This window comes from Legionella taurinensis, assembly GCF_900452865.1.
GTDB lineage: Bacteria > Pseudomonadota > Gammaproteobacteria > Legionellales > Legionellaceae > Legionella_C > Legionella_C taurinensis.
The window spans coordinates 1,094,076-1,119,062 of sequence record NZ_UGOZ01000001.1; the positions used below are offsets into that span (position 1 = coordinate 1,094,076).

Sequence of the window (24,987 nt, forward strand, 5' to 3'; positions counted from 1 at the left end):
GGTAAGCCGGAAACCCGGTTACGCGGAAGTCAATGCCTCTGGCGCTCAGACAGCGCGTGGCAATTTTTATATTTTTTCTGACTGCCGCAGGGACAGGGCGCATTGCGGGAAATGGCGCGTTTATGTTGCGGTTTCGCATAAAGCGGTTTATGAGCTGCCGTGTAAAACCATTGCCCCTCCGCGCGTATGAATTCACTGCGTTCATGAATGGCCTGTAATTTGCCGCCATCCCGCAGGCTGGCTAGAAATTCGACATAACCCCGATCCGGGTTGTCGGAGTCGAGCGTGCAGTTGACCACTTGAAGACCAAGCCAATCGACTTTAGCAGCCCATTGCGCTACCTCGTGTTCATGAAAGCCAAGCAGAGGCTCACCTTTCATGGTGTTTTTAATGTAAGTCATGTTGGCTTGCGTATAAGCCGTGTAACGTGAGCGCATCAGGGCCTCAGGGGTAGGCGGGCGCTGCGATTGCTCAAGGTATAAACCGCAGCATTGCTTGTAGTCTTTAAGTGAGCCGCAAGGACAATCAGCCATTCATTCACTCCCGCAATAGTACTTTGATGCCAATAATATCATGAGTATAATCAAGATGTTCATATAAATGCCGGGAGGTTGAGTGCCTCCCGGCCTGTTGTCCATTTGTAAAGGAATAACCAACCATGATTACTCTGTATCAGTTCCCCTGCCATTGGGGGTTGCCCAATGCCAGCCCCTTCTGCTTAAAGCTTGAGACTTACCTGCGCATGATTGAAATGCCTTATGAAATCCGTTTTGTCATGGATCCGCGCAAGAGTCCAAAGGGAAAGCTGCCCTGCCTTAAGATCGAAGGAGAACTTCTCCCCGACAGTGAACTGATCATTGACCACCTGAAGGAAAAATACGGCGATGTCCTCGATGGCAAGCTCCGTGACGATCAACGTGCCTTAATGACCCTGCTGGACAATGCCTTTACTGAACGCGTGTACTGGTTCATGCTGTATTACCGTTGGCAGCAGGACGCAGGCTGGGCTTTTGTGAAAGAGGGCTTTTTTGGCAAACTCCCCTGGATTGCCAGACAATTTGTCCCCAACAGCGTCAGGAAAGCCACCCTTCACGCGCTCCATCAGCAGGGAACTGGCCGCCATAAACCGGAGGAGGTGTTCAAACTCGCCACAAAAACGCTGGATGCCATTGCCATAACCCTTGGCAACAAAAAATATTTCCTCGGTGACGAGATTACCAGCATTGATGCAACGGCTTTTGCTTTCCTGGTCAATATTGTCTGGGTCCCCTACGAGGATCCTTTAAAATCCTATCTGCAAAAACACAGCAATATTTTGAATTATTGTGAACGAATTTGGAGCATTTTTTACCCTGAAATCGAGAGACCATTCCCGCTGATGAAATGATTGTCTTTTTTCCTGAATCATAGCCAGGTATTTACTTTGCAAGCGTATTTTATTTTGTTAAGATTTATTTGCATAAATAACAACAGAGGTAGAAAATGCCTATTATTAGTGGGAATCGTTTCCAGAAAAAAGAAAAAATCAAGGCTGAAATCAGCAGTGAAACTTTCGAGAAAATCAATGCTTATTGCGCTTGGGCAAATATTGATGACATTGGTTTCTTCATTGAAGAAGCAGCCGGTTTCGTTTTCAACAAAGACCGTGAGTGGAAAAAATTAAAAAAACAAGCCAAAAAACGCTCTGAAACGACTTCAGCTTGATTTAAAAGAGCGGCACGTCAAGTGCCGTTCTTTTAACTGCATTCTCTGCCATCCCTTCTTAAATTAAGCCTAGACTATTGAGGATAACCTCAACAGTCATTTTCGCTGTAATTTTGCCGCAAGTTGCCGCCAAAGACTATGCCGAGGTCGGTCAGGGCGAGGGTAAAATTTTAGAGTTTGACCGCGAGAAATGGGCCGTATCCCGGGAGGAGCAGGACCAGGTGCATGTTGTGTCGGCTGTGTGCACCCATATGAAATGCGTGGTGCATTGGAATGACGCGGAAAAACCCTGGGATTGCCCTTGCCACGGCAGCCGGTTTTTGCCGCAGGGTGAAGTGCTCGAAGGGCCGGCAACAAGAAACCTGCGGCCTAATTATAACAAGGAGGTGTAACCATGCTGGTTTTAGCCATTATTGTTTTTGTGTTGGCCGCGCTGTTAGGCCTTTATCTCGCCAGTTTCATTTTAACCAACAAGAACACACCCAAAGGCGTGGCGCTGATTCATGGCGGTTTTGCTCTGTTAGGCGTTCTACTTCTTATTGGGTATTCGCTGATGTATGACACACCCGTCTGGGCGCTGGTCTTCTTTGTGCTGGCCACCATGGGCGGTGTGTTCATGGTGTATCTCGATTTGACCGGTAAAACGATTGCTAAAGTCCTGCCTTTGGGGCATGGCCTTATTGCTGCGGTTGGCCTGGTGCTGTTAATCCTTTATGTTTATCAGGGTCATTCATCATGAAACAAAAAAAACGCTACCTTTCCTGGTCGGCCATTTTTGCCGGCGGCGTGGTCGGGGTGGGGCTTAATTTCCTGCTCAATCTCCTGTCGCTCGGGTTAGGACTCAGCAGTTTTTCAATCGATAGCGAAGGCAATACGTTTTTTTCCTTTTCAGGCTTCCTGTGCTTTTGCCTGGCGGCTATTTTAGCCATGTTCTCGACCGGCTGGGTGGCTGGAAAATTAACGCCGGTGGTGGTCAAGGCCCGGGCCTTTGGTTTATTAATCGGGTTTATCGCCTGGTCAATGCTGCTTATCATGACGATTATTTTAATCACCAACATGATTCAGTACACGGCCTTTCATTCCAATTTTACTTCAAATCTTGTGGCCATCAAATTAACCAATGACGCCCCCATGCTGACGGAGACCGTGGCTGATACCAGGAAAAAATCGCCGCTTCACCTCAACATCGAGACTCGCAAGAAAGTGCTGACTTTGAATGCCTTTCTTACCTTTGTCCTGTTTTTTATTGGTGCCCTCAGTGGTTGTGCGGGGGGATTTTTAGGCTACACGCGATCGCCAAAAACCAACAGCCCGATCGGGGATAATCCATGAAAATCATGATCTTAGGCGCCACGGGTTTTCTCGGCGAACACGTAATGAAACGGTTGCTCCACAGTGACCATGAGGTTCTTTGTGCTGTTCACCATCCTCACGAGTTTCTTAAGCAATTCCCTAAAGCCGAGGTGATTGCCTGCGATTTTTTAGAGGACACTGCCCCGGCAATCTGGTTGCCGAGGCTTGAAGGTGTGGACGTGATCATTAACTGCGTCGGCATTTTTTATCATTTCAACAAGGCCGTGATTTGGACCCTGCATTACTTAGCCCCTAAAGCCCTGTACACCGCGGCGGAAAAGCAACAGGTAAAAAAGATCATCCATGTGTCAGCGCTTGGCATTGAACGGTATGACACGGAATACGCCAGAAGCAAGCTGGCTGCGGAAGAATGGTTAAAAACCTCGACGGTCCCCGCCTATGTGCTTCGTCCGTCGTTTATTTATGGTCAGGGCGCCCGTGGCGGCATTGCCTTGATGGCAAGCCTCGCGTCATTGCCCCTCATTCCTTTACCTGGCCATGGCGACCAATGTTTACAACCCATCCACGTCGATGATTTGAGTGAGGCCATCCATCAGTTGGTGGATAAACCTTTATCGCGGTTTGAAATCTTAACGGCCGTGAGCAGTCAGGAAATCAGTATCAGGCAGCTGTTGCTAAGCCTGCGGTGTTGGCTAAAGCTTAAGCCAACGTTCATGGTGCCGCTGCCGCTTTGGCTGTTAAACATCGCTGCGTGGTTTGGCAATTTCATCTCGGGTTCGCGCATTAACAGCGCGGCGCTTAAGATGCTTGAGAAAGGGAATACCGCCAGCCGGGATGAAGCCGTTCAATTTGAACAGACAACGGGGGTTAAACCCAGGCCGTTTGAAGAGGGGTTGCGGCAAACCCCGGGTACCGAAGGTGATCGCCTGACCGCCCAGTTTCTGGTGTTGACGCCGTTGCTTCGCCTAAGCCTGGCGTTCATGTGGATTGCCAGTGCGCTGACGAGCTATTTTTACGGCAGGGACCATTCTTATGCGTTGCTATCGGACATCGGCATCCCTTCAACAGCGCAACCCGCGTTACTCTATGGTGCAGCCACCCTGAATGCCATCATTGGTATGGCGCTGCTCCTGCATATTAAAACCCGTTTATTTTGCTGGGTGCAAATGGCGGTTATCGTGGCTTATACCCTTATCATTTCCATCGCATTGCCGTCGTTGTGGCTGGAACCGTTTGGCCCGGTGGTAAAAAACATACCCATCCTGGTGGGCATCATGATGTTATGTGTTTTGGAGAGGGATTAATGCTCTATTTCTGGCTTAAATACATCCATGTCTTAAGTTCTACTGTTCTATTTGGCACGGGTCTTGGTACCGCCAGCGTGATGTTATACGGGCACTGCACCAAAAACGTGCCCTTGATGGCCGGTATCAATCAGTACGTGGTTTGGGTCGACTGGTTGTTTACCGGTTCTTCGGGGGTTATTCAGGTGGTGACAGGACTATGGATGGTGTATCTCGCGGGTTATTCCTTGACTTTGTTCTGGATCTGGGGAGCCATAATCGGCTACACCGTCACTGCCCTCTGCTGGTTTATTGTGGTGTACCTGCAAATTCAAATAAAAAACATCACCGTTGAGGCAGCCAAGGCCAATCAAGCGCTGCCGCCTGCTTATTACCGCCATTTTAAATGGTGGTTTCTATTGGGCTGGCCGGCCTTCATCAGCCTGTTGCTTGTTTTTTATCTGATGGTGATGAAGCCGGTTTCTTTCCTAGCTGTTTTTGGGTGAAAAGGTGGGGATTTGAATGCTCGTCATCGGATTGCTGTTTGGGCTTTGCGGCTTGAAAAACAGGGCAGGCATGTCCTTTTTTTGCTGGGCTGGGTGGTCAATGGGATAAAACACCCGCAGAGAATCAAGCTCGGACACGAGAAGATCCATCAGCGATTTTAGTCTGGGATTGGATGATAAAACGCCATAATGGTCTTTGATGGCGCCCCGCATTTCCTTGTAAAAACGGTAAAATTGATCGCAGCGGTTGCCTTCTGCCTTGAGGTTGGTGAGGGTGCTGTACACGCGGCCAACAAGCGTGCCTGCTGTCAGCTTCAGCTCAGGAGCCAGAGAGGCGATTTCGGTCTCCAATTGACTTAAGGTCTGACAGAATTGCAGATAACATTCGGCCTCGTTTGGATGTTGGCAAAAACCCAGGGCAATGCTGGCATGAGGCGTTGTGGTTTCTGAAAGAAAAGCGGTTTCGTTGTCGTTTAAGTTAAATTTTTTCGCACGGACAATCCCCCTGATCTGGTAGGGTTCTTTATGGGTGAGTTTAACCAGATGAAACTCGGTAAAGCCAGCCTCGATGGCTTCAATCAGCGCGCGGGCTTTGTCCATGCCGTCTACGTTAATGCGTAGGCCATTTTTCTTAAAGTAGGCGGCTAAAAATTTGACAGGTTGTTGTTTGGCAACCTGTTGCGGCGCCTCAAAGCAACCCTCTTCAACCAGAGATGCCCTCATCGGCAGGGTGGTTGTCTCTTCCAGGGCGGTGAGTATGTCTTTTTTTAATGTGGGGGAATTCCTGCGTTTTTTGTAATATTCCACAATAATTAAGGATTTGTCGCTATTGTGCAGCAGTGATTCATAAACAATACCTAAACCCAATTGTGCCGTAATCAGAATGGCGGACAGCGTCATGGCTGTGTCATTCATACTGAACGACGTGCTGTTAAGGTAGGGGGCCAGCTTAAGTTGAGTAATCATCTCATCGGTTAAAACACTTGTCTTTTCCCTGTCTTCTTTCAAAAGGTAATATTTGCCACTGATGCACTCCAGCCCCTGAGGCATCGACAGCACCCGCTTTAAGGCAATGAGATCGAGGCGCTGCCGGGTAGGCATGGGAGCGTCAAAGTCCAACCAGGGCAGGTAAGTGGGGGTGCCGCATAGCGAGGCCGCGGGCGTTGTCGGGTTGGTGTCTGAAAACCCAAAGTCAATGAAGTGGCATTGACCTTTGGCATCCATGACAATGTTCTCGGGTTTGATATCGCCATGGCTGTAAGGCGTGCCGGATTTTGAACTCAAGCCCCGATGCAGGGCATCCAGTTGCAGGCAAATGTCGATTGCGATTTGCAAGCGGCGGTTATTATCCAGCGTGAGAGGAAACACACCCTGATGCGGGTAGAGTCCCAACGAAGCATGGATGCGTTTTTTTAAGGGCTCATCCACCAGGGTGTCGCAAAGCGCCTGACAGATGTAAGGGTACTCTCCGTCAGGAATGGATCGGATGATTTTATTTGCCTGTGTCTTAAAGGCATAGTTTAATCCTTTGTCCGTTAAGTAGAGATAGAGCGTATTCTGCCTAATCCCGGTATCCAGAGGCGGCTTTTTGCAGAGACGGGGCGGAAGGTTTTTTTCTGCGCCGTCGATGTGGGTCTTTAAACGCTCAAAATCGTTCAGGGCATTTCGAAAGCTGGCCTCAATGCCGGGATAATCGTCATTCATCGGGAGCTTAAGCTGGCTTATGACATCGCCTCCTTTCAGTTGATGATTTTTATTTTCCATGAATTTACATTGCAGGGTGTTGTCTTTTGGATAAAGGCAAAGCGTGCGGCTGTCGAGGGTCTCATCAGGCGGTTCAACGAGGCAGACCTGCAATTCGTAGTTTCTCAACAGTTTAGAGAGCGATACCCCCAGATCCGCCTGGTGAGTATAAAATTTAGTTTTATCAGGACGTTGCACTTTTCCACGCGAGAAGGGAATGTCATTGTTCAGCTTGAGGTCGTTTAAAATCACTGCTTCTTTCGGCGTTTCATTGTGTGTCTCTATTTTAACAACCGCAACTTCCCCTTTTTTATTTTGTATGAATTTGACCTTTCCAAAACTTCCCTGGCCCAGAATGGCTTGCGGTGTTTTACCCTGAGCCAGAGCAAAAATTTCGCCATCCATTTTGATGAAGGAATGAAATGTATTGCTGACCGTGCCGGATTCGTCTGATGCATAAGCATTAAAAAGTTGAGGGCGATTGGGGCGGGCAACGACTTCTCCTGAGGGTGTCCGCACAGCAGAGTAGGGGAGAACCGTGCCATTGGGTTTATTGCTTAACTGGTATTCTGCAACGCGCCATTCTTCAGAGGATAAGTACATGATTCAGTGTGCCTTGTGTAAACAAACTGCAAATTGTACATCGTAAATACTTAAGGGAGTATTAATCAATTCATTTATGCGGGCCTTGGGAGACGCGGATGTAAGTTGCTCAAAATAAAGGGAAAAAGTCGCCCGTCATTCATTTGTTTATTTTTTGAACTATGATGTGGTCGCCGCTGGTAAAGAGAAAGAATTCCTGGGTTATTCGCAAAAATTACTTGACAGTCATTGAGGGCCTAATTAAACTTCGAATCTCAATTTTGGGGCTATAGCTCAGCTGGGAGAGCGCTTGCATGGCATGCAAGAGGTCGGCGGTTCGATCCCGCCTAGCTCCACCATCAACTCTTGAGTTGATGAATAATAAGTTCCAGGTCCCCATCGTCTAGAGGCCTAGGACATCGCCCTTTCACGGCGGTAACGGGGGTTCGAATCCCCCTGGGGACGCCATTTTTGGTGTGTGTTACAAATCGCGTTACAAAGTCAGGGTCCCCATCGTCTAGAGGCCCAGGACATCGCCCTTTCACGGCGGTAACGGGGGTTCGAATCCCCCTGGGGACGCCATCGTTTTCCAACGATGGCATCACAATCGTTCAAAAATCGTTCTTGTATTAAATCCAAACAAACGTTCGTGCATGCGGTACGCGTATTCATCCGTCATGTTGGCAATGTAATCGCAGACAATACGAAAGGCTTCCTGATCACTGCGCGCCTCATTAAATAGCTGTCGGTTTTTCATGTCGAGCAGGCTGCCGGGGTTGGAACTGATGGCTTCAAACAGGCGAAGCACGACCGTTTGTCCGCCGTATTCAAAGGTTCTCGCCTCCTGAGAATCAATCACATGACGATAAATGCAATCCATTAAATAACCTAATAATGCCTGGGCTTCAGGGATTAAAACCATGTTGTGCTTTAAGAGATTGTCATTAAAATCAGGATTGATAATTCGCACCTGCGTGGAGGTGATGAGGTAATTGACAATCTCACCAATGGCTTGTTTGCGCAGAAAAATTTCACTGGCAAACAGGTTGTCAAGTAACGCTGTCTGTTCTCGGCTCAAGGGCGTGGCCTGAAGCAACTGCCGGAAGGTGTCATTGTCCAGTTGATCCCGGTCAATCAGGCGTAAATGAATGGCATCTTCCAGATCATGCACACCGTACGCAATGTCATCGGCGATGTCCATGATGGAGCAATCAAAGGAATGGTAGGCGGCTTTGCCGTGCTGGCGGCCTGACGGATTGGATTGCAGGGATTGAAACAGGGTGCGATCCTGCTCGCAAAACGGCGACAGCAACCAGTCCACTTCCGGTTGTTCACAATCAAAATAGGCCTTAGGCGGCAGCCAGTCATTGATCCGGATGGTTTTATGCATCATGGGCGCGTGTTCGGGCCGCTCCGGGGCGACCACCTGGCTGCGGCTGACCGGGTATTTAAGCAGCCCAAGCAAGGAGCGGCGTGTCAAATCAAGGCCAAAGGCGCCGTAACTGTTTTCGACCTTGGTCAGCAGGCGCAGTGTCTGGCCATTGCCTTCAAAACCGCCATAATCGCGCATCATGAAATTGAGAGCCACTTCGCCGCCGTGGCCAAAAGGCGGATGACCAATGTCATGCAAAAGGCAGATGACGGTAATCAGGTCGTCGCTGGGCAGAAGGCTCAAGACAATGCCTTCCTGCAGGTTAGTGGCTAAATTACGCACGATGCTGTGCCCGATGGAGGCGACTTCCAGCGAGTGGGTGAGACGGGTGCGATGAAAATCGCCCTCGTCAGTGCCTAAAATCTGGGTTTTTCGCTGCAGGCGCCGAAACGCCGGGCAATGGATGACCCGCGTTCTGTCGCGTTCATAAGGGTCGCGGTGATCGTGGGTGCCGCGTTGATGGATTTGCCCGGAGCGTCGATGAGTCCACATAAGTCAATTCAACCAAAGGAAATGGAATACTTTATGCTATCTTTGTTATAGAACTCAAGATTTCAACAGCAACACAGGGAAGAATAAGAAAAAAGGGGGCATTATGAATCGTTTACAACGACTGGTTCTTGGTTTGGGCGCCGGCGCCTTATGTTCCTGTACGGTCAATGACTCACCGGATTACAGCCAGTATGCGTCTTACAATTATTCCGAGTTGCAATACAGCCAGACTTATGATGTCAATCCGGATAACTATTCACAATATCCCATTACCGGTAGCGGCATGGTGACGGTTCCCGAAAGCTACCACGTGGGCGCTTACCATTCACCCACACGGGCTAAGGATCGAGACAGAAACTGGGTCAGTAACCAGAATCCCCAAGGGTATACGATTGAAATAGCCAGTGATCAAAAAGCCTCGAATGTGGCCGGCAAACTGTATAAAGCCCCTAAAAATGACCGCATGGCGGAAATCAAATACCACCAAAACGGCAGTACTTACTATAAAGGCCTTTATGGCAGTTACAACAGCTACGAAGAAGCACAAAAAGCCTTAAACGCCTTGCCCGACGACTTAAAACAAGGGGCAGGAATTAAAAATTGGGGCAGTGTACAGAGCAACATGGCGGACTGAGGCGTTCGCCTGATTGCCCTGGCGAACCGCGCCTTAACAAATACCCGTCGACTTTTTTAGGGCTGTTGTTCATTCTAATGTTATCAATGTGAGCATTATGATGTAAAATTATCCAGATTAGAGGGGCAATGCTTTTCCGATGTAAAAAAGGAGACGCACTGATTCTTGAACAATCCGGATTCTAAAGTATGCACAATAAAATCCTTCAGCAGCTAGGGTTGATGTACAGCGCATCCAGTGCGGCTACTTCGCAACGTTATACAAACACTGTGACCCATGATTTGGATTTACCGCGTTTGCTGCAAGGAAAAAAGGATTGCTGGCGCTTTCCCAAGACCATCAGTCAGCTTAAAAAGAAAAAAATCATTCTTACCCGTCCTGAGAATCAGGGATTCGAGCAGGATACCCTGATGTTATGGACCGCGCTGCTTCATCAAGGATATGAACTTTATGCTTACACAGAGACATTTACCCCAATAAGAACCCAGGCTGATTTGGTCCGATTATTGCCTCAAACCATGCCGCCGTCCCCCCGAATGACCCAGCAATTGGCTGATGTGAATATCAGCCGTGATGAAGCATTTGTGGCTTACCCCAGGCAAGTGGAGAAGTTACTTCATTCCTTTCCTAAGGCAACATGGCAAAGAAATGCCAGTGATCCATGGTATCAATCGGTCAATGCCATGGACCTTAAAGACGCTTACGAGTTTCTGGATAAAAGCGAGCCTGTTGAGGTGACTATCGACTCCAAAGAGGGTCTACAGAATTGGAAGAGTAAAGAAAACCAGTCCGTGCTTCAATCGATTCTCAAAGGCAAGGTTTTCATTTCATTGAAATACGATAAAAACACCGACAGTTCCTTAATGGAAGAGAGTGGGCTTCTGGAACCGATTAACCAATTAATCATCAACGAAACCCGGGAGAACCTGCCGTTTAATAAACTGATGTCCTTAATTAAGGCCTGTGCTCATTTAAAACATCTGGTTTTTTCTGACTACGCATTTCAACCCGGTGAATTTGCTCAATTGCTCAATGCCTGCCCGGGGTTAACCGGTTTGGATTTAGGACAGGCCAGTTTAGAAAAAGGGTTTACTCAGCAGCTCGAAAAGAAAGCGCTGAAGAGCCTGACTTATCTTAATTTAAATCTGACAAGTATCGAGGACGATGATTATATTCGCTTAATCCATCATGCCCCGAATCTGAGGGAATTAATCTCTCCTCCCGCATCCCAGATCACGTCGCCTGAGACAGTGGTCCACCAATTCAGCACCAGAACAGTAGCCAATCTTGCAAGTTACCTACCCAAATTAAAAAAAGGGAAGTTCATTCATTACCTGAATCATCCCGGTATCATGGAATCGGATACCTTCGGTTTTAAGTCGTTTACGTTATCACCGACTCTTTATTCGTTAACGGAAGACAGATGGCGCTTCGTGATGCAGCGGATGCCGCAGCTTGAACACTTGAAAATCAATAATGATTTTAACCCGGACGACACGTTCTTTTCTGAATTGGGCGAATTTCCCAGGCTGACTCATCTCGAGGTCACACAGGGTAGTCGTATCACGCAGGGCTTGACTAACGAGCGAATAGGGCTGTTGCTTAGCCGCTGTCCTCAATTATGCTCGTTACGCATTGAATCCAATGCAGTGATAGATAACCTAACCGGCAGTTTACAGCCAAAGGGACTTAACAATCTTCTCTACCTTAATTTGGCCAGCCCGGTGAGTGCATCAGGGTTAGCCTCCCTGCTCAATGCGTCTGTGCAGTTAATGATGCTTACTGTGAGGCACATCAATGCAGAGAAGGGGGATTTTTCATTTAATCTCAAACCAGAGAGTCTTGCATTATTGCGTGGATTGCATATTGCGTGTGATGAAAACAGTAAACTGTTTATCCTTCTGATCAATCAGGCCCGCCAGTTAACCGAATTAAATTTCGAGCATGTCGACGATTTTCCTTTAGCCCACAGCACGGAGCTGGTGCAGAATGATTCATTACAACGGTTGTCTTTAAAGGGGGTTACCAATCAGAAAGGCGCTTTAGACATTTTTCTGCAAAAATTCCCCTCAATAACCCAATTGACATTAACCAGTTGCAGTTTCGATGCTAAAAATGGCCTTCAGCTTCCAAAATTGCCAGCATTGGAAAATCTAAGGGAGTTGGTCATCATAAAGACTCTCATTACGAATGACGTATTAGCTGCTATTTTAAATCGTTGTAAACAGTTGACGAGCTTATCCATTTCAGTTTCCTCCACCCTGCTGACGGAGGACTTGCTTTTTATGCTGGACGCGGAAGCACTGGACAGGGTTTATACCCGTTTTCCTGATTTAGTGAAAAAACTTCCCAGAAGCGAGATCAATTTATCCGATGTATCGGACATGCAGAGCAATTCGCTTAAGGGAATGAACGAGTACTCCTCCAAAAGCGAGTATTCAACGGGTGGTCATTCAACAAGCAAGGTCCATCACGATCTCCGGAGAAAAAATAAACCGCCGAAGGAAATTGATAAGGATACTGGCTTAAAAAACGTTGACGTCAGCACCTCCCAGGTGTTTTATTACAAACCGGACTCAAAATACCCCTTACCTGATCATTACCGAAACCAGGTCTTTCCAAAACTGCAGCGGAAAGGGCAGGTTAAACTCGTCGAAACCAACGACAAACAATTCAAGGCAGTGAAGGTCGATCGTGTTGACGATCTGAAGTCAGTGTATTTCAGTCAATATGAAACTAATCTCACTTATTATCTGGGTAAACAAATTGTTTCAGGCGAAACAGCACTCCCCTCATTATCCCCCTCTGATCGTCTGGTTGGCTTTGAAACCAACCCAAGGGTTGATGTAGAAATCGTGTATTGCGAGGAGGAAAATTTATACTACGTGAGGTCTAAGGATCCCTCAAAGGCGATTTTTACGGTGACCTATTTAATCCAGTCGAATTATTATTATGAAATGACGCAACCAGCGCCTGCTCTGGATAAAGTCAATCCTGAGGATATTCTGGCCCTTCAGCAGGTGACGTTTGATGAAAACGGCGATTATCTCGAAACACCTGCGTTAAAAAAAATAAGATCCTATCCTTATGAGCAACGCCGCAATGTACTGATGGCCTTTTGCCAATTTGATCTCAACGATTTAAAGGGGGATACCAACAGCAGCGTCGCGATCTTAAACAGCATTATTCATGAGCGCCAGGGAGTTTGCCGGCATAGAACCTGGGCCTTTATGGCCCTGGCAGACGTGCTGAATCTCGAGGCGCGGGCCATTTACAATGACTGCCATGCCTACATTGAAGTCAAAGAGCAGGGCGGCTGGCATCGATTGGATTTGGGAGGGGCTCCTGTCAATCAAAAAATTGAGACCTTAGAGACCAGCAAGCCAAAATCCAGGGCCATGCCGGCTAAAGAACAGAATAATAACAATCCAGCCATCGTACCTAAAAAGGCAGTTTCTTTAGACAATAACAAATACAGAACCTGGGATACTCTCCGCTCAACAGCGACCAACTATTCCCACTATGCTGACGAGTTGTTAAAAGCAGGTGCGCAGTTGCCGGATGGCCTTCAAACGATTTTATGCACCTTAAAATCAAACCAGATCGAATCCGTGCATGCCGCCTTATACCAGCGTGTGATTGAGAAAAAAAACCGATGTTTCTACATCAACAGCCTCGATGACATCAGCGAATTCACCTGTGTAATCGATAATGCTACCGGAGACTATCATCGCGTCGACAGCCCGGTGATGCGCTTTGTTAAAGAAGCCAAGCCGGGTGATGTGTTATGCATCAACTGGTCAAATTTCGAGGCACAGCATGTCGGCTACAACTCGATAATGGATAAAATAAGGACATTAAACGGGGTGAAGCTGCCGGAAGGGCTGACGGTCATTGGCGTGTTGCCCGAGGGACAGGTCATGGGGGACGATTTTTACTCGCGTTTCCGTGTAAAAAGCCAATGCTCCGCGGCATTAAAGGGAGAACCTTCGATCCCTGCCGCGGTTTCGACACTGACGAAAGAGCAGGAAAACTGGGCTAAGATTGATTTTTTTGGGGAGGACTGGGAGTCTGAATTAAAAGGTCAATTTCAAATCCAGGGTGAACGTTATCAATTTCTGGAATCGGAGCTGGTGGCGGCATTAAAAGGCAATAAACCCGGCCTCATCTTGAGAAATGCCCCCTGGCATGACGAGGCCTTTCGGCTGTTTATGCGCGAAATCAACCTTAATCGCAAAATCACCATCAATGGTAAAGACTATGCCATACCGGAGCATTTTCAGTTTATTCGTCTGGATGTCCCGTATGACTACGGTTTAGCGAAATACACCATTGAAAATAAAGCATCAAGCTCGCCCGTCAAACAACAATGGGTGCTGAATGCCTATACTGTCAATCATTTGTTCAAACACTACCGTGTCGAAAAAGAAGGGCTTGTTGAATTACCGGGTCTGTTGGCGGCCTATAAAAATAAAACCTTACCGCTTCATGTTACGGACACGTTAAGTAAAGAACAGTGGGCCCGCATTATCATGGAAGCTGGCAAACAGAACACGTCGTTATACATTACCTGTTCTCCTGATGTGACCATCCCGGCTGAAATGAAGACCAGCCAAACAGCCGTCAAATTCAGTGGTGACGAGGAGAAGCTGGAGTGCAAGTCCGCCGTCATAGTGACCAATGACATTCATTTTGCAGAAAAACAACTGGATTGGAAGGATCCTTTGGTGATCCCGGTCGATGAGCACACAACCTATGCCGATCTCATCGAAAACATTGCAATCCGTGATGGGGACAATGGCAAAAAGCGGTTTAACCATCAAATCGGTGCAATCCCCAGCCATGCCGATCGCTCCATTGTTTTAAAAGGTCGATTGTCGCCTGTTTTAGCCAGACAGATTGAATCGCTGTTTTTACCCGATGGTTACATGATTTTAAATGGCGACCGAATCAAAGCCCCAAAAAATAAACTGGTGTTGATTACCGATGATGTAAATCCTTTCCCCACAGCGAGAACCAGTGATCTCCGCTATACCCACGAAGCGTACTGGCAAGCTTTGAAAAAAGACTATCCAAAGGAGGTTGAGCGATTAGTTCCCGTTTGCTGCGACTATTACAAACTAAGCGGTGCCAAAGCATTTGATTACATTCAATTGGCAACCCTGCTTCAGTTCATGAAAACCCATCCTCAAAGTAATCCGTTGAAACAGATCCTACGATTGGAAAAAACGTATAAAGTCAACAAACCTTTTGCTGAAATGGCATGGAAAAATCACTTTAATAAAGTAAAATCCGACTCGGTGCTCCCCATTATGGAGAAGCGCCGGGAAAAACTGTTTTCTCATCTCAATGTGTCGCCCTATGTGTTTATCGTTGGATCGTCAGGTGTAGGCAAGACTACGTTTATACAACAGGAACTGAAAAAAGCCCATGGAGAAGATTACGCACTCTTTACTGGACTGGATAAACTCAGCGCCTGGCTGCAATCCGGCAAAGAACACAATTACCTGTTTATTGACGAAGCCAATTTGCTGGCGCCCGGGGTTTTGGATCGTTTCGAAGGCTTATTCAGCAATCCGCCTTCTGTGCTGGACGGTGATCTCAAGCCTGTTTCAAAAAAACACCAGGTTATTTTCGCCGGTAATTTTGGTTATTTTGCCGATCGTGAACGGCATCGCTTTCTTGCGGATCGAGGCCATGTTATTACGTTTAAAGAATTACCGGATAGCTTCCTGACAAAGCATATCATTGCGCCGGTGGCCAAGCCCTTATTTAAAGACGATCACACGACGATTTTGAATGAGGTATTTTTAAAAACGTACCACCAGGTGAACAGCCAATTTCCGGATAAACACCCGGTGACTGCCCGAAACCTGCAGATGATGGTGTTGCGGGCATCACAATCGCATCTTAAAACCGGTGACATGAAAACTGCAGCTTGCCTTGCGGTCTATGATGAAGTGAGCGGCATGATGAACCCGAGGCAGCGAAAAGAATTGCAAAAATGGCTTGCGGATAATTTTGGCGTCCCGGTGAAGGGGATCAAAGCCGATTTAAAAAAGCAGATGCAATTTAAGAACGATGCCTTTTTAATGACTAAAAAGCGCATGAATCCCCTGCGCCTACTCCATGATGCATTCAATATCAGGGAAATCAAAAACAGCCTGACAGGGCTTCAGGCTGTGGGAACGTGCGGACTGATTTTTGAAGCGGAAGCGGGGGAAGGCAAGAGTCGTATGGCCATGGAGTTTTTGAAATCGAGAAACATCAGTCCTGCCGATCCCGATGGCGTCAATACCAAAGACAATTATTACTACCTCACGCCGACTGATCCCGCCATTATGGAAAAGCGGTTGATCAAAGCCTTCCATGAGGGGGCTGTGGTCGTGATTGATGAAATGAATTCCTTACCCCTGGAGAGGGTGCTAAACGCCTTGCTTTCGGGTGTTGATTTAGACGGGAAACCGGCGGCAAACCCGGGCTTTTTTGTCATCGGTACACAAAACCCGATCCATTATGGCAAACGGCAGGCCTTGTCCGATGCATTGCTTAATCGGTTTCAGAAAGTGGATCTCAAACCGTACTCAAAAGACGATTTGGTGTTAATCAAAAGCCAGCTTCTTGGGAGCAGTGAAAAGGCCATGCGGGAAGTGGATGAATTTTTAGCGGCAAGAGAGTATGCGCTGCAAGAAGGATTATCACCGGCTCCCACGCCCCGCGATTTGTTCAGCTAAACCGAGCGCCTCACCCGTTAAGTCGCGGCCAACAGAACCATCAGCTTAACGACCCCGGGCGTGTTGGTTTTATCCATACGAATTTGTTTGAGTGTCACGGTGTAATCGCTGTTTAAGGCCCACAGCCAGCGAAGAATGGCCGCATAAGGAACCTGTTCAAAACTGAGCTGGATATCGCCGACGCCAGTTTGTTCAAGCTGGTAAGGGAAGGGACTGAATGTCTTGTTGCTTAATTGTGAGGCGATAATGGACAATAATTTGCTGTTATCAATGGCCTTAGGGGATTGTTGCCCGCCTTGCCGCTTTATGCCCTGCATCCACACCAGGGTTTCGCTTTTTTCTTTTAACTGTTGTGTGCGGGTGCTGACGGCAGTCGTCAGTGGGGAATAAATGAATAGATAAAAACCGTACACCATAACCGCCAGGGCGGCAATCACCACCATCCAGCGTTCGCGTTCGTTCAAATTCTGCCAGTAAGCAATCACAGAGTAAGCTCCAGGGTGCTGACCACTTTGTCCTCAACCGTCGAGGCCTGATTTTGTTTTACTGCCACTTTGTCGCTTTTCAGACGGTTTAGCAAGGCTTCAAGGCTTGCAAAGTCGTTGGTGGATAAACTGACCTGCAGGGTTTTATTCTGAAAACGCACTTGCTCAATCTCAATGGTCGTGGCTTTTGTCGCGGCCGCAAGTTTATTGAGCAGCACAAAGAAGGGTTGCTCCTGGGTGCCCTGGTTGCTTTTTAAATACTGAGTGATGCGAAAGCGCGGACTAATCACCTGTTTTGCCTCTGGGAAAAACTGCCGGTAGATGACAGCAATCTGGTTGTCGAGGGCAGCAATTTTAGTGTTTAATTCCTGAAATTTAATCCAGTTGACGGCGATAAGGCTGGTCACCCAGAGGAGAACCATGGCGGCAGCGGCAATCAACCAGTGTTTAAGGCTGGTTTTGGCTGAGCCGTGGGTCAGGGCCCCCTGGCCCAGATCAAAGGGTTTGTTGTGTAATAAACGCTCTGCCAGCCACTCCCGCGATTCTTTGTTAGTCGCCAGGGCGTCGGCAGGAATGAGATCCGCTGGGGTGTCAGTAAAAAAATAGACTTTTTGTTCGAGCGCTTTCGGCAGGAAGCCTTGCAAATCCTGAGTCAATGCGCCGCGAAAATGATCGCTGTGAATTAACGAATACTCAGGTAAAACACAGACTTCGTGGGGGTTTAAGGCAAACCAGTCCACGGTCAATGCGTCAAAATCAATGCCTTTGTCCTTAAGACGCTGAATAATGTCCTGAAGGTAAGTTTTGTCGCTGACCACCACCAGATAACGGCCTTCGCTGTAGTACTGCCGGTCAAAAGCAAAATGCAATTCATCGACGTTCTGCGCCAATTGATCTTCCAGGGCATAAGGCAGGGCTGCTCTGGCTTTTTTATCGCCAAGCCAGGGCAATTGCACGGAATGGAAGGTAAACTGCGTTGCCGGAAGCACCACGACTGTTTTTGTGCCGCTTTGCAGTTGACGGATGTCTTCAAAACGACGTTCAGTGCAGCCTTGGACAACCTGATTATCCTGCTCGATAACCAGACTGACACACCCTTCATCCGTTAATGACTCAGCAAAGATAAATGTGGTAGCCACGCTAACATCCTTGTTTAATGATACGGCCCGTTGCCAGGGGGCAGCAGGCCTCAGGTATCCTGAATTCCTCAGGCATAGGCAAATTGTTTACCCTTTTGATTCGCTGTCCATTGCGCCTTTAACTGCTGGGACAGCAGGAACACGGCTAACGCGTATTGCGGACTGGAATTGTAACGGGTAATGACATAAAAATTCGGATAGGCTAACCAATACTCCGGGCCGGTTTGCGTGGTTAATTCAATTAAGCCGGCTTTCTGCGGTTGATTCAGAGCGGCAGTCAGTGGTTTCACGCCGGCGGCAGCCAATTGCCTCATGCTGTAAACCGCACTGCGGTAATTGGTATTGATGCGTTTGACGCCATACCCATTGATTTTGGCTGGCTGCGCGATGCCCTGATTGTTTTTCCAGCCATGCTTGTGGAAATAATTGGCAATGCTCGCGATGACCGCCTGATCATCGTTCATTAAATCCTTTTTGGGGTTGTTGGTGAAATCGGCAGCAAACGTACGGTAACTGCTGGGCATGAATTGCGGTTTGCCCATGGCGCCGGCATAAGAGCCCATGTACTGTGTGGGTTTTACGTGGTGTTCGCGGCATAAGAGTAAGAATTCACCCAATTCCTTGGTGAAGAAACGTGAACGCTTGGGGTAATTAAAGGCTAAGGTCGACAGGGCATCGATGACGCGGTAATTGCCCTGATTTTTGCCGTACAGGGTTTCCACGCCAATGATGGCGACAATGATGTTGGCGGGAACGCCGTAGTGTTTTTCAGCTTTCGCCAGTATGGCCTGATTGGCTTTCCAGAATTCCAGGCCGCCCTGCAGACGCTGGGGTGTCAGGAACAGTTGTTTGTAAACATCCCAGGTTTTTTTCTCATAGGGTTTTTCCATGGATTCAATGATTTGCGGCTGTAACTGCACTTCGCTCATCACGGCGGTCAGTTCCTGGCGGTTGAAGTGGTGTTGTTTAACCATGGTATTGATGAAATTTTGAACATCTTTGCGGTGCGTAAACGCGGAATCGGCATGGGATAAGCCATGGGTTAAAAGAGCCAGGAGGGTAAGGCAGAAAGTAGCAAGTCGTCGCATGGGGCATCCCTTTAGTGTTTGATCAAAAAAGCCGATTGTAGTAAAAAATTAAAACAACAGCAAATCGAATTGGTCACTTTTGACTAAAAATAATCCTTTATCTTGACCCGTGCTGGTTAACCAATCCTAAACTCTGTGGATCATCGCTATTTTTACAGCATTTTGCAATCACAGCGATTTTTTCGTGATAAATTGAGGCATACATGGCTTGAGAGACTTTCTGCCGGAAGATTATTGAGCTAAAATGCCCCCTTTTATAAACAGGTTTTTCACTTGAGCGACTTAACTCGAATCCGCAATTTCTCCATTATTGCCCATATTGACCATGGTAAATCCACATTGGCTGATCGCTTTATTCAACTCTGCGGCGGCTTAAGCGACCGGGAAATGGCGGATCAGGTGCTTGATTCCATGGACATTGAAAGGGAGCGGGGGATTACCATCAAGGCGCAAAGCGTCTCCTTAAACTACAAGGCCCGTGATGGCAAAACCTACCTCCTGAATTTTATTGATACCCCAGGACATGTGGATTTCAGCTATGAAGTGTCCCGATCGCTGGCTGCCTGCGAAGGGGCCATTCTGGTTGTCGATGCTGCGCAGGGTGTGGAAGCTCAGACCGTGGCGGTCTGCTACACGGCCATTGATCAGGAACTCGAAGTCCTGCCCGTGTTGAACAAGATTGATTTGCCACAGGCTGAACCCGAGCGGGTTATCGCTGAAATTGAAGACATCATTGGTCTTGGAGCACACGATGCCATTCGCGCCAGCGCGAAAAGCGGGCTGGGTGTGGAGGATGTGCTTGAAGCCCTGGTGGCGCGTATTCCGCCGCCTGAGGGCGAGATCGAAGCGCCCCTGCAGGCCTTGATCATCGATTCCTGGTTTGACAGTTATCTGGGGGTGGTGTCGCTGGTGCGTATCGTGAACGGGGCCATGCGCAAAGGCGACAAGATGAAAGTCATGTCCACCGGCCGGACTTATGAAATCGATCAGGTCGGTATCTTTACCCCCAAGCGCACCCGCCAGGAGACGTTGCAGGCTGGCGAAGTGGGTTATGTGGTGGCCGGTATTAAAGAAATCCAGGGCGCGCCAGTGGGCGATACCTTAACCCTTGAAAAAAATCCAGCCGCAGCACCTTTGCCCGGGTTTCAACGCGTCAAGCCCCAGGTTTATGCCGGCCTGTTTCCCATCAGTGCCGATGATTTCGAAGCCTTTCGCGAAGCCCTGGCTAAATTAAGCCTCAACGATGCCTCGCTGTTTTATGAACCCGAATCTTCAGAAGCCTTAGGATTCGGTTTTCGCTGCGGCTTTTTGGGCATGCTGCACATGGAAATCATCCAGGAGCGTCTGGAGAGGGAATACAATCTTGATTTGATTTCAACGGCACCCACCGTGGTGTATAAAGTCGTTACCACCAAGGGTGACACGGTGATGATCGATAATCCTTCCCAATTGCCGCCAACGCAGCAAATCAAACAAATGTTTGAACCGATTGTCCGCGCCAATATTTTAGTGCCGCAGGATTATCTGGGGCAGATCATCACCCTTTGCGTCGAGCGTCGTGGCGTGCAGGTTAACATGATGTACAGCGGCCGTCAGGTGTCGGTAACTTATGATTTACCCATGAGTGAGGTGGTGTCTGATTTTTTTGACAAATTAAAATCCGTCAGCCGCGGTTACGCGTCGCTGGATTATAATTTCCTGCGTTTTGATGAGGCGGACATGGTCAAAATGGATGTCCTTATCAATAGCGAGAAAGTGGACGCGCTGGCGGTGATTGTCCATCGTGATTCGGCCTATACCCGCGGCAAGGCGCTGGTTGATAAAATGCGCGAGCTCATTCCCCGTCAGATGTTTGATGTCGCTATTCAGGCGGCCCTCGGCAATCACATCATTGCCCGCCAGACGGTGAAAGCCCTGCGTAAGAACGTAACGGCCAAATGTTACGGCGGCGACGTGAGCCGTAAGCGTAAACTGCTGGAGAAACAAAAGGCCGGTAAAAAGCGCATGAAACAGGTGGGCCATGTGGAAATTCCACAGGAAGCGTTCATGGCTGTGTTCCAGACCGACAGGAAAAAATAAGTGAAGGCTGCAGTTGATTCTATAGGATATCCAACATGAATTTTGCTTTATTATTAGTCGTTTTATCTGCCGTATCCGGGTTTATCTATTTATTGGATATCCTTTTTTGGGCAAAAAAACGGGAACCGGATGAACAACCCGGAAAAATCATTGAGTATGCCCGCTCCTTTTTTCCAGTCTTTTTCATCGTGCTGCTTTTGCGATCGTTTTTAGTCGAGCCCTTCCGTATCCCTTCCGGTTCTTTGGAACCCACGTTGCTGGTGGGTGATTTTCTGGCCGTGAATAAATTCGCCTACGGCCTGCGATTACCGGTCTGGGAAAAGAAAATTATCCCCATTGCCAACCCTAAAACCGGCGAAATCGCTGTCTTTCGCTGGCCACCCAATCCGGGCTATGATTACATAAAGCGGGTTATTGGTGTGCCGGGCGATAAAATCAGTTATCGTAATAAGGTCCTGTACATCAATGGTCAGGAGGCCAGGCAGACATTCATCGAATACACAACGGATGAGAGCTCCGGTAAGGCCGTGGCGCGCTACAGTGAGAATTTAAACGGTGTTGACCATGATATTTATGTTCGCCCTGATGTTCCGGCATCCGATTTTGAAATTGAAGTACCGCCGGGTTATTATTTCATGATGGGCGATAACCGTGACGACAGTGCGGACAGCCGTTTCTGGGGATTTGTTGAAGACCAATACCTGCGCGGCAAGGCCTTTTTTGTGTGGATGAGCTGGAATGGTAAAACCGACAGCCTACGTTGGTCTAAGATAGGGCGATTTATTCATTAATCAGGGAAGGAAATCAGGATGCGTAACCAACAGGGACTCACGTTAATCGGTATGTTGTTCACGGTTATTGTCGTTTGTATCGCCGGTCTGGTCATTATGCGGGTCGTTCCGGTCTACATTCAGCATTTCGAGGTTAAACGCTCCATCAGTGCTCTTGAGAACATTGAGGCTGCGGAGTTCAGCACTGACACGGCGGCCAATGCGATGGTTTTGCGCAAGCGTCTGGCGAACCAATTCACCATCAATGGCCTGGATGACATCAAACTGGATGAGGTCAACATTGTTCCCGACGGCCAGGGCAATTTTAACATTAACGTCAAGTACACGGTGGTCAGACCGTTGTTTTATAACATCAGCCTGATGTTTAATTTTGACGAGACCAAAGAGGTTAATATTGGTAAAAAGTGATTTACAGCGCCTTTGCCGGCGCCTGGGTTATGAATTTAAAGGCATCCATCACTTAAAGCGGGCCTTAACCCACTGCAGCATGGGCAGTGAAAACAATGAACGCTATGAGTTTCTTGGCGATTCCATTCTCAGTTTCATTATTGCCGATGCCCTGTTCCAATTATTTCCCGATTGCAGCGAAGGCAAGTTAAGCCGCCTTCGCGCCTTTCTGGTCAAAGGCGAAATGCTGGCTGAGATTGCCATGGAGCTTGAGCTTGGTGATTACCTTTATCTCGGGCAGGGCGAATTAAAAAGCGGCGGTTTCAGGAGGGCATCAACGTTGGCCGATGCCCTGGAGGCGTTAATCGCCGCGGTGTACCTCGATGGGGGTATTGACGCCAGCCGCCAGATGATTCACCACCTGTTTAAAAGTCGATTGCAGGACGAAAGCCTGCATGACAACTTAAAAGACGCAAAAACCTTATTGCAGGAGTACCTTCAAGCGCAAAAAATGCCGCTTCCGGAATACCTGCTTGAGAAAACGGAAGGGGAAGAGCATGATCAGGTCTTCTACATCACCTGCAAAGTGCAGGGAGTGATGGCGATGACCCAGGGCGTTGGCGCAAGCCGCCGGAAAGCCGAGCAGATTGCAGCCCGCTTATTGTTACAGCAGTTAAAAAACAAGCCCTGATTCAGGGCTTAATCCTCCAGTGAACTGACAATGGCCAGCCATTCCTCTTCGGCCAGAGCCAGTGCCTCCCGCTGTTGATGTTGGTCAGCCAGCAGTTTGTTTAATTTATTCTGTTGAGCAGCCTCATACAGGGAAACATCCGCCAGAGCCTCTTCAAGCGCGGCCAATTGAGTTTGACGACTCTCAATCACCTGCTCCAGCTTTTTCATGCGGTTTTGCAGGCTGCGCTTTTCCTTGTATTGGTTGGCATTGTTGGCAGACGAGGTCTCCTTTTGACTGTCTTTGGTCTGCAGCCACTGGTAATAATCGTCCAAATCCCCTTTGAAGCCCTGCACCTGTTGCTGATAAACCAGGTAAAAATCATCCACCGTCGTTTTTAACAGGTGGCGATCATGGGAAATCAAAATCAAGGCCCCTTCATAACTTTGCAGGGCAATCTCAATGGCTGCGCGCATGCCCAAATCCAGGTGGTTGGTCGGCTCATCCAGCAGCAGCAGGTTGGGCTTTTGCCAGACCAGTTTGGCTAAAGCAAGCCGGGCTTTCTCACCGCCTGAGAAATGGGTGATGGGATTAACGGCCATGTCGCCGACAAAATTAAACCCGCCAAGGTAATCTCGTATGCTTTGTTCCCGTGCATCCGGCGACAAGGCCTGAATGGTCTGCAGGGGGCTGGCGTTATCGTCCAGTTCATCCAGCTGGTGCTGAGCATAGTAGCCAATTTTCAAATGCGGCGAGCGGTGAATGTCGCCGGCCAACACAGGGAGGCCGCCGGTTAAGGTTTTAATGAAGGTTGATTTACCCTCGCCGTTCGGGCCGAGCAGGGCAATCCTGTCGCCTGGGTTTAAAATCAGATTCAAGCGCTTAAGAATGGGGCGGCCAGCATCGTATCCGGCAGCGACCTGCACGCAGTTAAGCAGGGGATTACCGGCACGCGGACAGGGGTAGAATTCAAACGAAAACGGCGAATCCACCTGCGCCTGGGCAACGATGTCCATTTTGGCAATGGCATTCAGACGGCTTTGTGCCTGCTTGGCTTTCGAGGCTTTGGCGCGAAAACGGTTCACGTACGCCATCATGTGGCTGATTTTCAGCTGCTGTTTTTCATGCATGATTTGCTGTAGAGCCAGCTGTTGGGCCCGGGTTTGCTCAAAGCGGCTGTAATTGCCGCTGTAAAGCGACAGGGTCTGATTTTCAATGTGCAGAATATGGCTGACAAAGGCATCCAGAAATTCACGATCATGTGAAATCAGTAAAATACTGCTGGGTGATTGTTTCAACCATTTCTCAAGCCAGAAAATGGCTTCCATGTCCAGGTGGTTGGTGGGCTCATCAAGCAGCAGCAAATCCGCTGGCTTCATGAGGCAGCGCGCCAGCGACAGGCGCATGCGCCAACCGCCGGAAAAACTGTTGACCGGATTTTGTAGTTCAGACGGTTTAAAGCCTAAACCGGACATGATCGCGGCAGCCTGAGACGGTTTGCTGTAACCGCCGGTCTCGTTTAACCGGGTGTGGCAATCGAGCACCGCCTCATGGTTGCCGAGGGCTTCAGCCTCCTGCAACCGTTTTTGCAGGTTGAGATAACCGTCATCGCCGGCCAACACAAAATCAAGCGCTGCCTCGGTACTGTCTGGAATCTGCTGCGACAAATGACTGATGCGGGTGTGCGGATTCAGGAACCATTCGCCGCTGTCATGGCCAAGCTGCCCAAGAAGCAGCGAAAAAAGACTGGATTTACCACAGCCATTATTGCCGACAAGACCGACTTTCTGTTTTTCATAAAGGGTCACGCTGGCATTCTGCAGAAGCACTTTATTGCCGCGGGACAGGGTAATTTGCCGCAGGGTTAACATAGCCACATCAAATCAATACAAAGAAGGGGGCTATCCTATCATAGATTAATGCC

At 48.4% G+C, this 24,987-nt stretch carries 20 protein-coding genes and 3 tRNA genes; 16 read left to right on the forward strand and 7 right to left on the reverse strand.

The window, feature by feature from the left end:
• Positions 1 to 29 precede the first annotated feature (29 nt).
• Complete coding sequence (locus DYE45_RS05170) at positions 30 to 533, reverse strand: YchJ family protein (RefSeq protein WP_115300557.1); 504 nt, start codon at positions 531 to 533, stop codon at positions 30 to 32.
• Between the two features lie 125 nt (positions 534 to 658).
• On the opposite strand from DYE45_RS05170, the gene DYE45_RS05175 reads away from it, so the two are divergent.
• From DYE45_RS05175 to DYE45_RS05205, 7 genes are all read left to right on the forward strand, one after another.
• Positions 659 to 1,387 (forward strand): glutathione S-transferase family protein, encoded by a 729-nt coding sequence (locus tag DYE45_RS05175; protein ID WP_108292086.1) that lies wholly within the window; start codon positions 659 to 661, stop codon positions 1,385 to 1,387.
• A gap of 95 nt (positions 1,388 to 1,482) precedes the next feature.
• Complete coding sequence (locus DYE45_RS05180; RefSeq protein WP_058525500.1) at positions 1,483 to 1,704, forward strand: hypothetical protein; 222 nt, start codon at positions 1,483 to 1,485, stop codon at positions 1,702 to 1,704.
• 113 nt (positions 1,705 to 1,817) lie between these two features.
• The gene (locus DYE45_RS05185) at positions 1,818 to 2,096 is read left to right on the forward strand and encodes a Rieske 2Fe-2S domain-containing protein (RefSeq protein WP_207393861.1); all 279 of its coding nucleotides are present in this window, start codon (positions 1,818 to 1,820) and stop codon (positions 2,094 to 2,096) included.
• 2 nt (positions 2,097 to 2,098) lie between these two features.
• Positions 2,099 to 2,443: a hypothetical protein gene (locus DYE45_RS05190; protein WP_108292082.1), complete on the forward strand. Its 345-nt coding sequence runs from the start codon at positions 2,099 to 2,101 to the stop codon at positions 2,441 to 2,443.
• Complete coding sequence (locus tag DYE45_RS05195; protein ID WP_108292080.1) at positions 2,440 to 3,036, forward strand: hypothetical protein; 597 nt, start codon at positions 2,440 to 2,442, stop codon at positions 3,034 to 3,036. Before DYE45_RS05190 ends, DYE45_RS05195 begins: the two co-directional genes overlap by 4 nt.
• Positions 3,033 to 4,322 carry an SDR family oxidoreductase gene (locus DYE45_RS05200; RefSeq protein ID WP_108292078.1) on the forward strand — a complete coding sequence of 430 codons (1,290 nt, stop codon included), beginning with the start codon at positions 3,033 to 3,035 and terminating at the stop codon, positions 4,320 to 4,322. The genes DYE45_RS05195 and DYE45_RS05200 overlap by 4 nt, the downstream gene beginning before the upstream one ends.
• A complete protein-coding gene (locus DYE45_RS05205) occupies positions 4,322 to 4,807 on the forward strand; it encodes a DUF2269 family protein (RefSeq protein WP_108292076.1) in 486 nt (161 codons plus the stop codon). Before DYE45_RS05200 ends, DYE45_RS05205 begins: the two co-directional genes overlap by 1 nt.
• Here DYE45_RS05205 and DYE45_RS05210 read toward each other — a convergent pair.
• The gene (locus tag DYE45_RS05210) at positions 4,790 to 7,153 is read right to left on the reverse strand and encodes a hypothetical protein (RefSeq protein WP_115300558.1); all 2,364 of its coding nucleotides are present in this window, start codon (positions 7,151 to 7,153) and stop codon (positions 4,790 to 4,792) included. The two genes, DYE45_RS05205 and DYE45_RS05210, sit on opposite strands and share 18 nt — an antisense overlap.
• A gap of 262 nt (positions 7,154 to 7,415) precedes the next feature.
• Between DYE45_RS05210 and DYE45_RS05215 the strand changes: the two genes are divergently transcribed.
• The 3 genes from DYE45_RS05215 (at position 7,416) to DYE45_RS05225 (ending at position 7,714) form a co-directional block, all read left to right on the forward strand.
• Positions 7,416 to 7,491, forward strand: a tRNA-Ala gene (locus tag DYE45_RS05215).
• Positions 7,492 to 7,524: 33 nt separating this feature from the next.
• Positions 7,525 to 7,600: transfer RNA gene (locus DYE45_RS05220), tRNA-Glu, on the forward strand.
• A 38-nt stretch (positions 7,601 to 7,638) separates the two neighbouring features.
• A tRNA-Glu gene (locus DYE45_RS05225) sits at positions 7,639 to 7,714 on the forward strand.
• 19 nt (positions 7,715 to 7,733) lie between these two features.
• On the opposite strand, the gene DYE45_RS05230 is transcribed toward DYE45_RS05225, so the two are convergent.
• Positions 7,734 to 9,056, reverse strand: coding sequence for an anti-phage deoxyguanosine triphosphatase (locus DYE45_RS05230; protein WP_108292072.1), 1,323 nt, complete (start codon positions 9,054 to 9,056; stop codon positions 7,734 to 7,736).
• Between the two features lie 103 nt (positions 9,057 to 9,159).
• On the opposite strand from DYE45_RS05230, the gene DYE45_RS05235 reads away from it, so the two are divergent.
• Positions 9,160 to 9,690 carry an SPOR domain-containing protein gene (locus DYE45_RS05235; RefSeq protein WP_108292070.1) on the forward strand — a complete coding sequence of 177 codons (531 nt, stop codon included), beginning with the start codon at positions 9,160 to 9,162 and terminating at the stop codon, positions 9,688 to 9,690.
• 188 nt (positions 9,691 to 9,878) lie between these two features.
• Positions 9,879 to 16,424, forward strand: a complete 6,546-nt coding sequence (locus DYE45_RS05240) for a hypothetical protein (protein WP_115300559.1) — start codon at positions 9,879 to 9,881, stop codon at positions 16,422 to 16,424.
• A 17-nt stretch (positions 16,425 to 16,441) separates the two neighbouring features.
• Here the strand turns inward: DYE45_RS05240 and DYE45_RS05245 are convergent, their stop codons facing one another.
• From DYE45_RS05245 to mltB, 3 genes are all read right to left on the reverse strand, one after another.
• Positions 16,442 to 16,909, reverse strand: coding sequence for a type II secretion system protein M (locus DYE45_RS05245; protein WP_108292066.1), 468 nt, complete (start codon positions 16,907 to 16,909; stop codon positions 16,442 to 16,444).
• A complete protein-coding gene (gene gspL / locus DYE45_RS05250) occupies positions 16,906 to 18,048 on the reverse strand; it encodes a type II secretion system protein GspL (RefSeq protein WP_108292064.1) in 1,143 nt (380 codons plus the stop codon). The genes DYE45_RS05245 and gspL overlap by 4 nt, the downstream gene beginning before the upstream one ends.
• Positions 18,049 to 18,116: 68 nt before the next feature.
• Positions 18,117 to 19,136 (reverse strand): lytic murein transglycosylase B, encoded by a 1,020-nt coding sequence (mltB, locus tag DYE45_RS05255; protein ID WP_108292062.1) that lies wholly within the window; start codon positions 19,134 to 19,136, stop codon positions 18,117 to 18,119.
• A 273-nt stretch (positions 19,137 to 19,409) separates the two neighbouring features.
• Here mltB and lepA point away from each other — a divergent pair, with 273 nt between their 5' ends.
• The 4 genes from lepA to rnc are packed head-to-tail and all read left to right on the forward strand — an operon-like array spanning position 19,410 to position 23,084.
• Positions 19,410 to 21,215, forward strand: coding sequence for a translation elongation factor 4 (gene lepA, locus DYE45_RS05260; RefSeq protein ID WP_108292060.1), 1,806 nt, complete (start codon positions 19,410 to 19,412; stop codon positions 21,213 to 21,215).
• Positions 21,216 to 21,250: 35 nt separating this feature from the next.
• Positions 21,251 to 22,006 (forward strand): signal peptidase I, encoded by a 756-nt coding sequence (lepB, locus tag DYE45_RS05265; protein ID WP_108292058.1) that lies wholly within the window; start codon positions 21,251 to 21,253, stop codon positions 22,004 to 22,006.
• 18 nt (positions 22,007 to 22,024) lie between these two features.
• A complete protein-coding gene (locus DYE45_RS05270) occupies positions 22,025 to 22,414 on the forward strand; it encodes a DUF4845 domain-containing protein (RefSeq protein ID WP_108292056.1) in 390 nt (129 codons plus the stop codon).
• The gene (gene rnc / locus DYE45_RS05275) at positions 22,398 to 23,084 is read left to right on the forward strand and encodes a ribonuclease III (protein ID WP_108292473.1); all 687 of its coding nucleotides are present in this window, start codon (positions 22,398 to 22,400) and stop codon (positions 23,082 to 23,084) included. The genes DYE45_RS05270 and rnc overlap by 17 nt, the downstream gene beginning before the upstream one ends.
• A gap of 8 nt (positions 23,085 to 23,092) precedes the next feature.
• Here rnc and DYE45_RS05280 read toward each other — a convergent pair whose 3' ends face one another.
• Complete coding sequence (locus DYE45_RS05280; protein WP_108292054.1) at positions 23,093 to 24,934, reverse strand: ABC-F family ATP-binding cassette domain-containing protein; 1,842 nt, start codon at positions 24,932 to 24,934, stop codon at positions 23,093 to 23,095.
• Positions 24,935 to 24,987: the final 53 nt, after the last annotated feature.

What these genes read in the sequence shown, in the direction of transcription:
- DYE45_RS05170 (WP_115300557.1), bottom strand. Translation starts at nt 533, where the DNA reads ATGGCTGATTGTCCTTGCGGCTCACTTAAAGACTACAAGCAATGCTGC.
- DYE45_RS05175 (WP_108292086.1), top strand. Translation starts at nt 659, where the DNA reads ATGATTACTCTGTATCAGTTCCCCTGCCATTGGGGGTTGCCCAATGCC.
- DYE45_RS05180 (WP_058525500.1), top strand. Translation starts at nt 1,483, where the DNA reads ATGCCTATTATTAGTGGGAATCGTTTCCAGAAAAAAGAAAAAATCAAG.
- DYE45_RS05190 (WP_108292082.1), top strand. Translation starts at nt 2,099, where the DNA reads ATGCTGGTTTTAGCCATTATTGTTTTTGTGTTGGCCGCGCTGTTAGGC.
- DYE45_RS05195 (WP_108292080.1), top strand. Translation starts at nt 2,440, where the DNA reads ATGAAACAAAAAAAACGCTACCTTTCCTGGTCGGCCATTTTTGCCGGC.
- DYE45_RS05200 (WP_108292078.1), top strand. Translation starts at nt 3,033, where the DNA reads ATGAAAATCATGATCTTAGGCGCCACGGGTTTTCTCGGCGAACACGTA.
- DYE45_RS05205 (WP_108292076.1), top strand. Translation starts at nt 4,322, where the DNA reads ATGCTCTATTTCTGGCTTAAATACATCCATGTCTTAAGTTCTACTGTT.
- DYE45_RS05210 (WP_115300558.1), bottom strand. Translation starts at nt 7,153, where the DNA reads ATGTACTTATCCTCTGAAGAATGGCGCGTTGCAGAATACCAGTTAAGC.
- DYE45_RS05230 (WP_108292072.1), bottom strand. Translation starts at nt 9,056, where the DNA reads ATGTGGACTCATCGACGCTCCGGGCAAATCCATCAACGCGGCACCCAC.
- DYE45_RS05235 (WP_108292070.1), top strand. Translation starts at nt 9,160, where the DNA reads ATGAATCGTTTACAACGACTGGTTCTTGGTTTGGGCGCCGGCGCCTTA.
- DYE45_RS05240 (WP_115300559.1), top strand. Translation starts at nt 9,879, where the DNA reads ATGCACAATAAAATCCTTCAGCAGCTAGGGTTGATGTACAGCGCATCC.
- mltB (WP_108292062.1), bottom strand. Translation starts at nt 19,136, where the DNA reads ATGCGACGACTTGCTACTTTCTGCCTTACCCTCCTGGCTCTTTTAACC.
- lepB (WP_108292058.1), top strand. Translation starts at nt 21,251, where the DNA reads ATGAATTTTGCTTTATTATTAGTCGTTTTATCTGCCGTATCCGGGTTT.
- DYE45_RS05270 (WP_108292056.1), top strand. Translation starts at nt 22,025, where the DNA reads ATGCGTAACCAACAGGGACTCACGTTAATCGGTATGTTGTTCACGGTT.
- DYE45_RS05280 (WP_108292054.1), bottom strand. Translation starts at nt 24,934, where the DNA reads ATGTTAACCCTGCGGCAAATTACCCTGTCCCGCGGCAATAAAGTGCTT.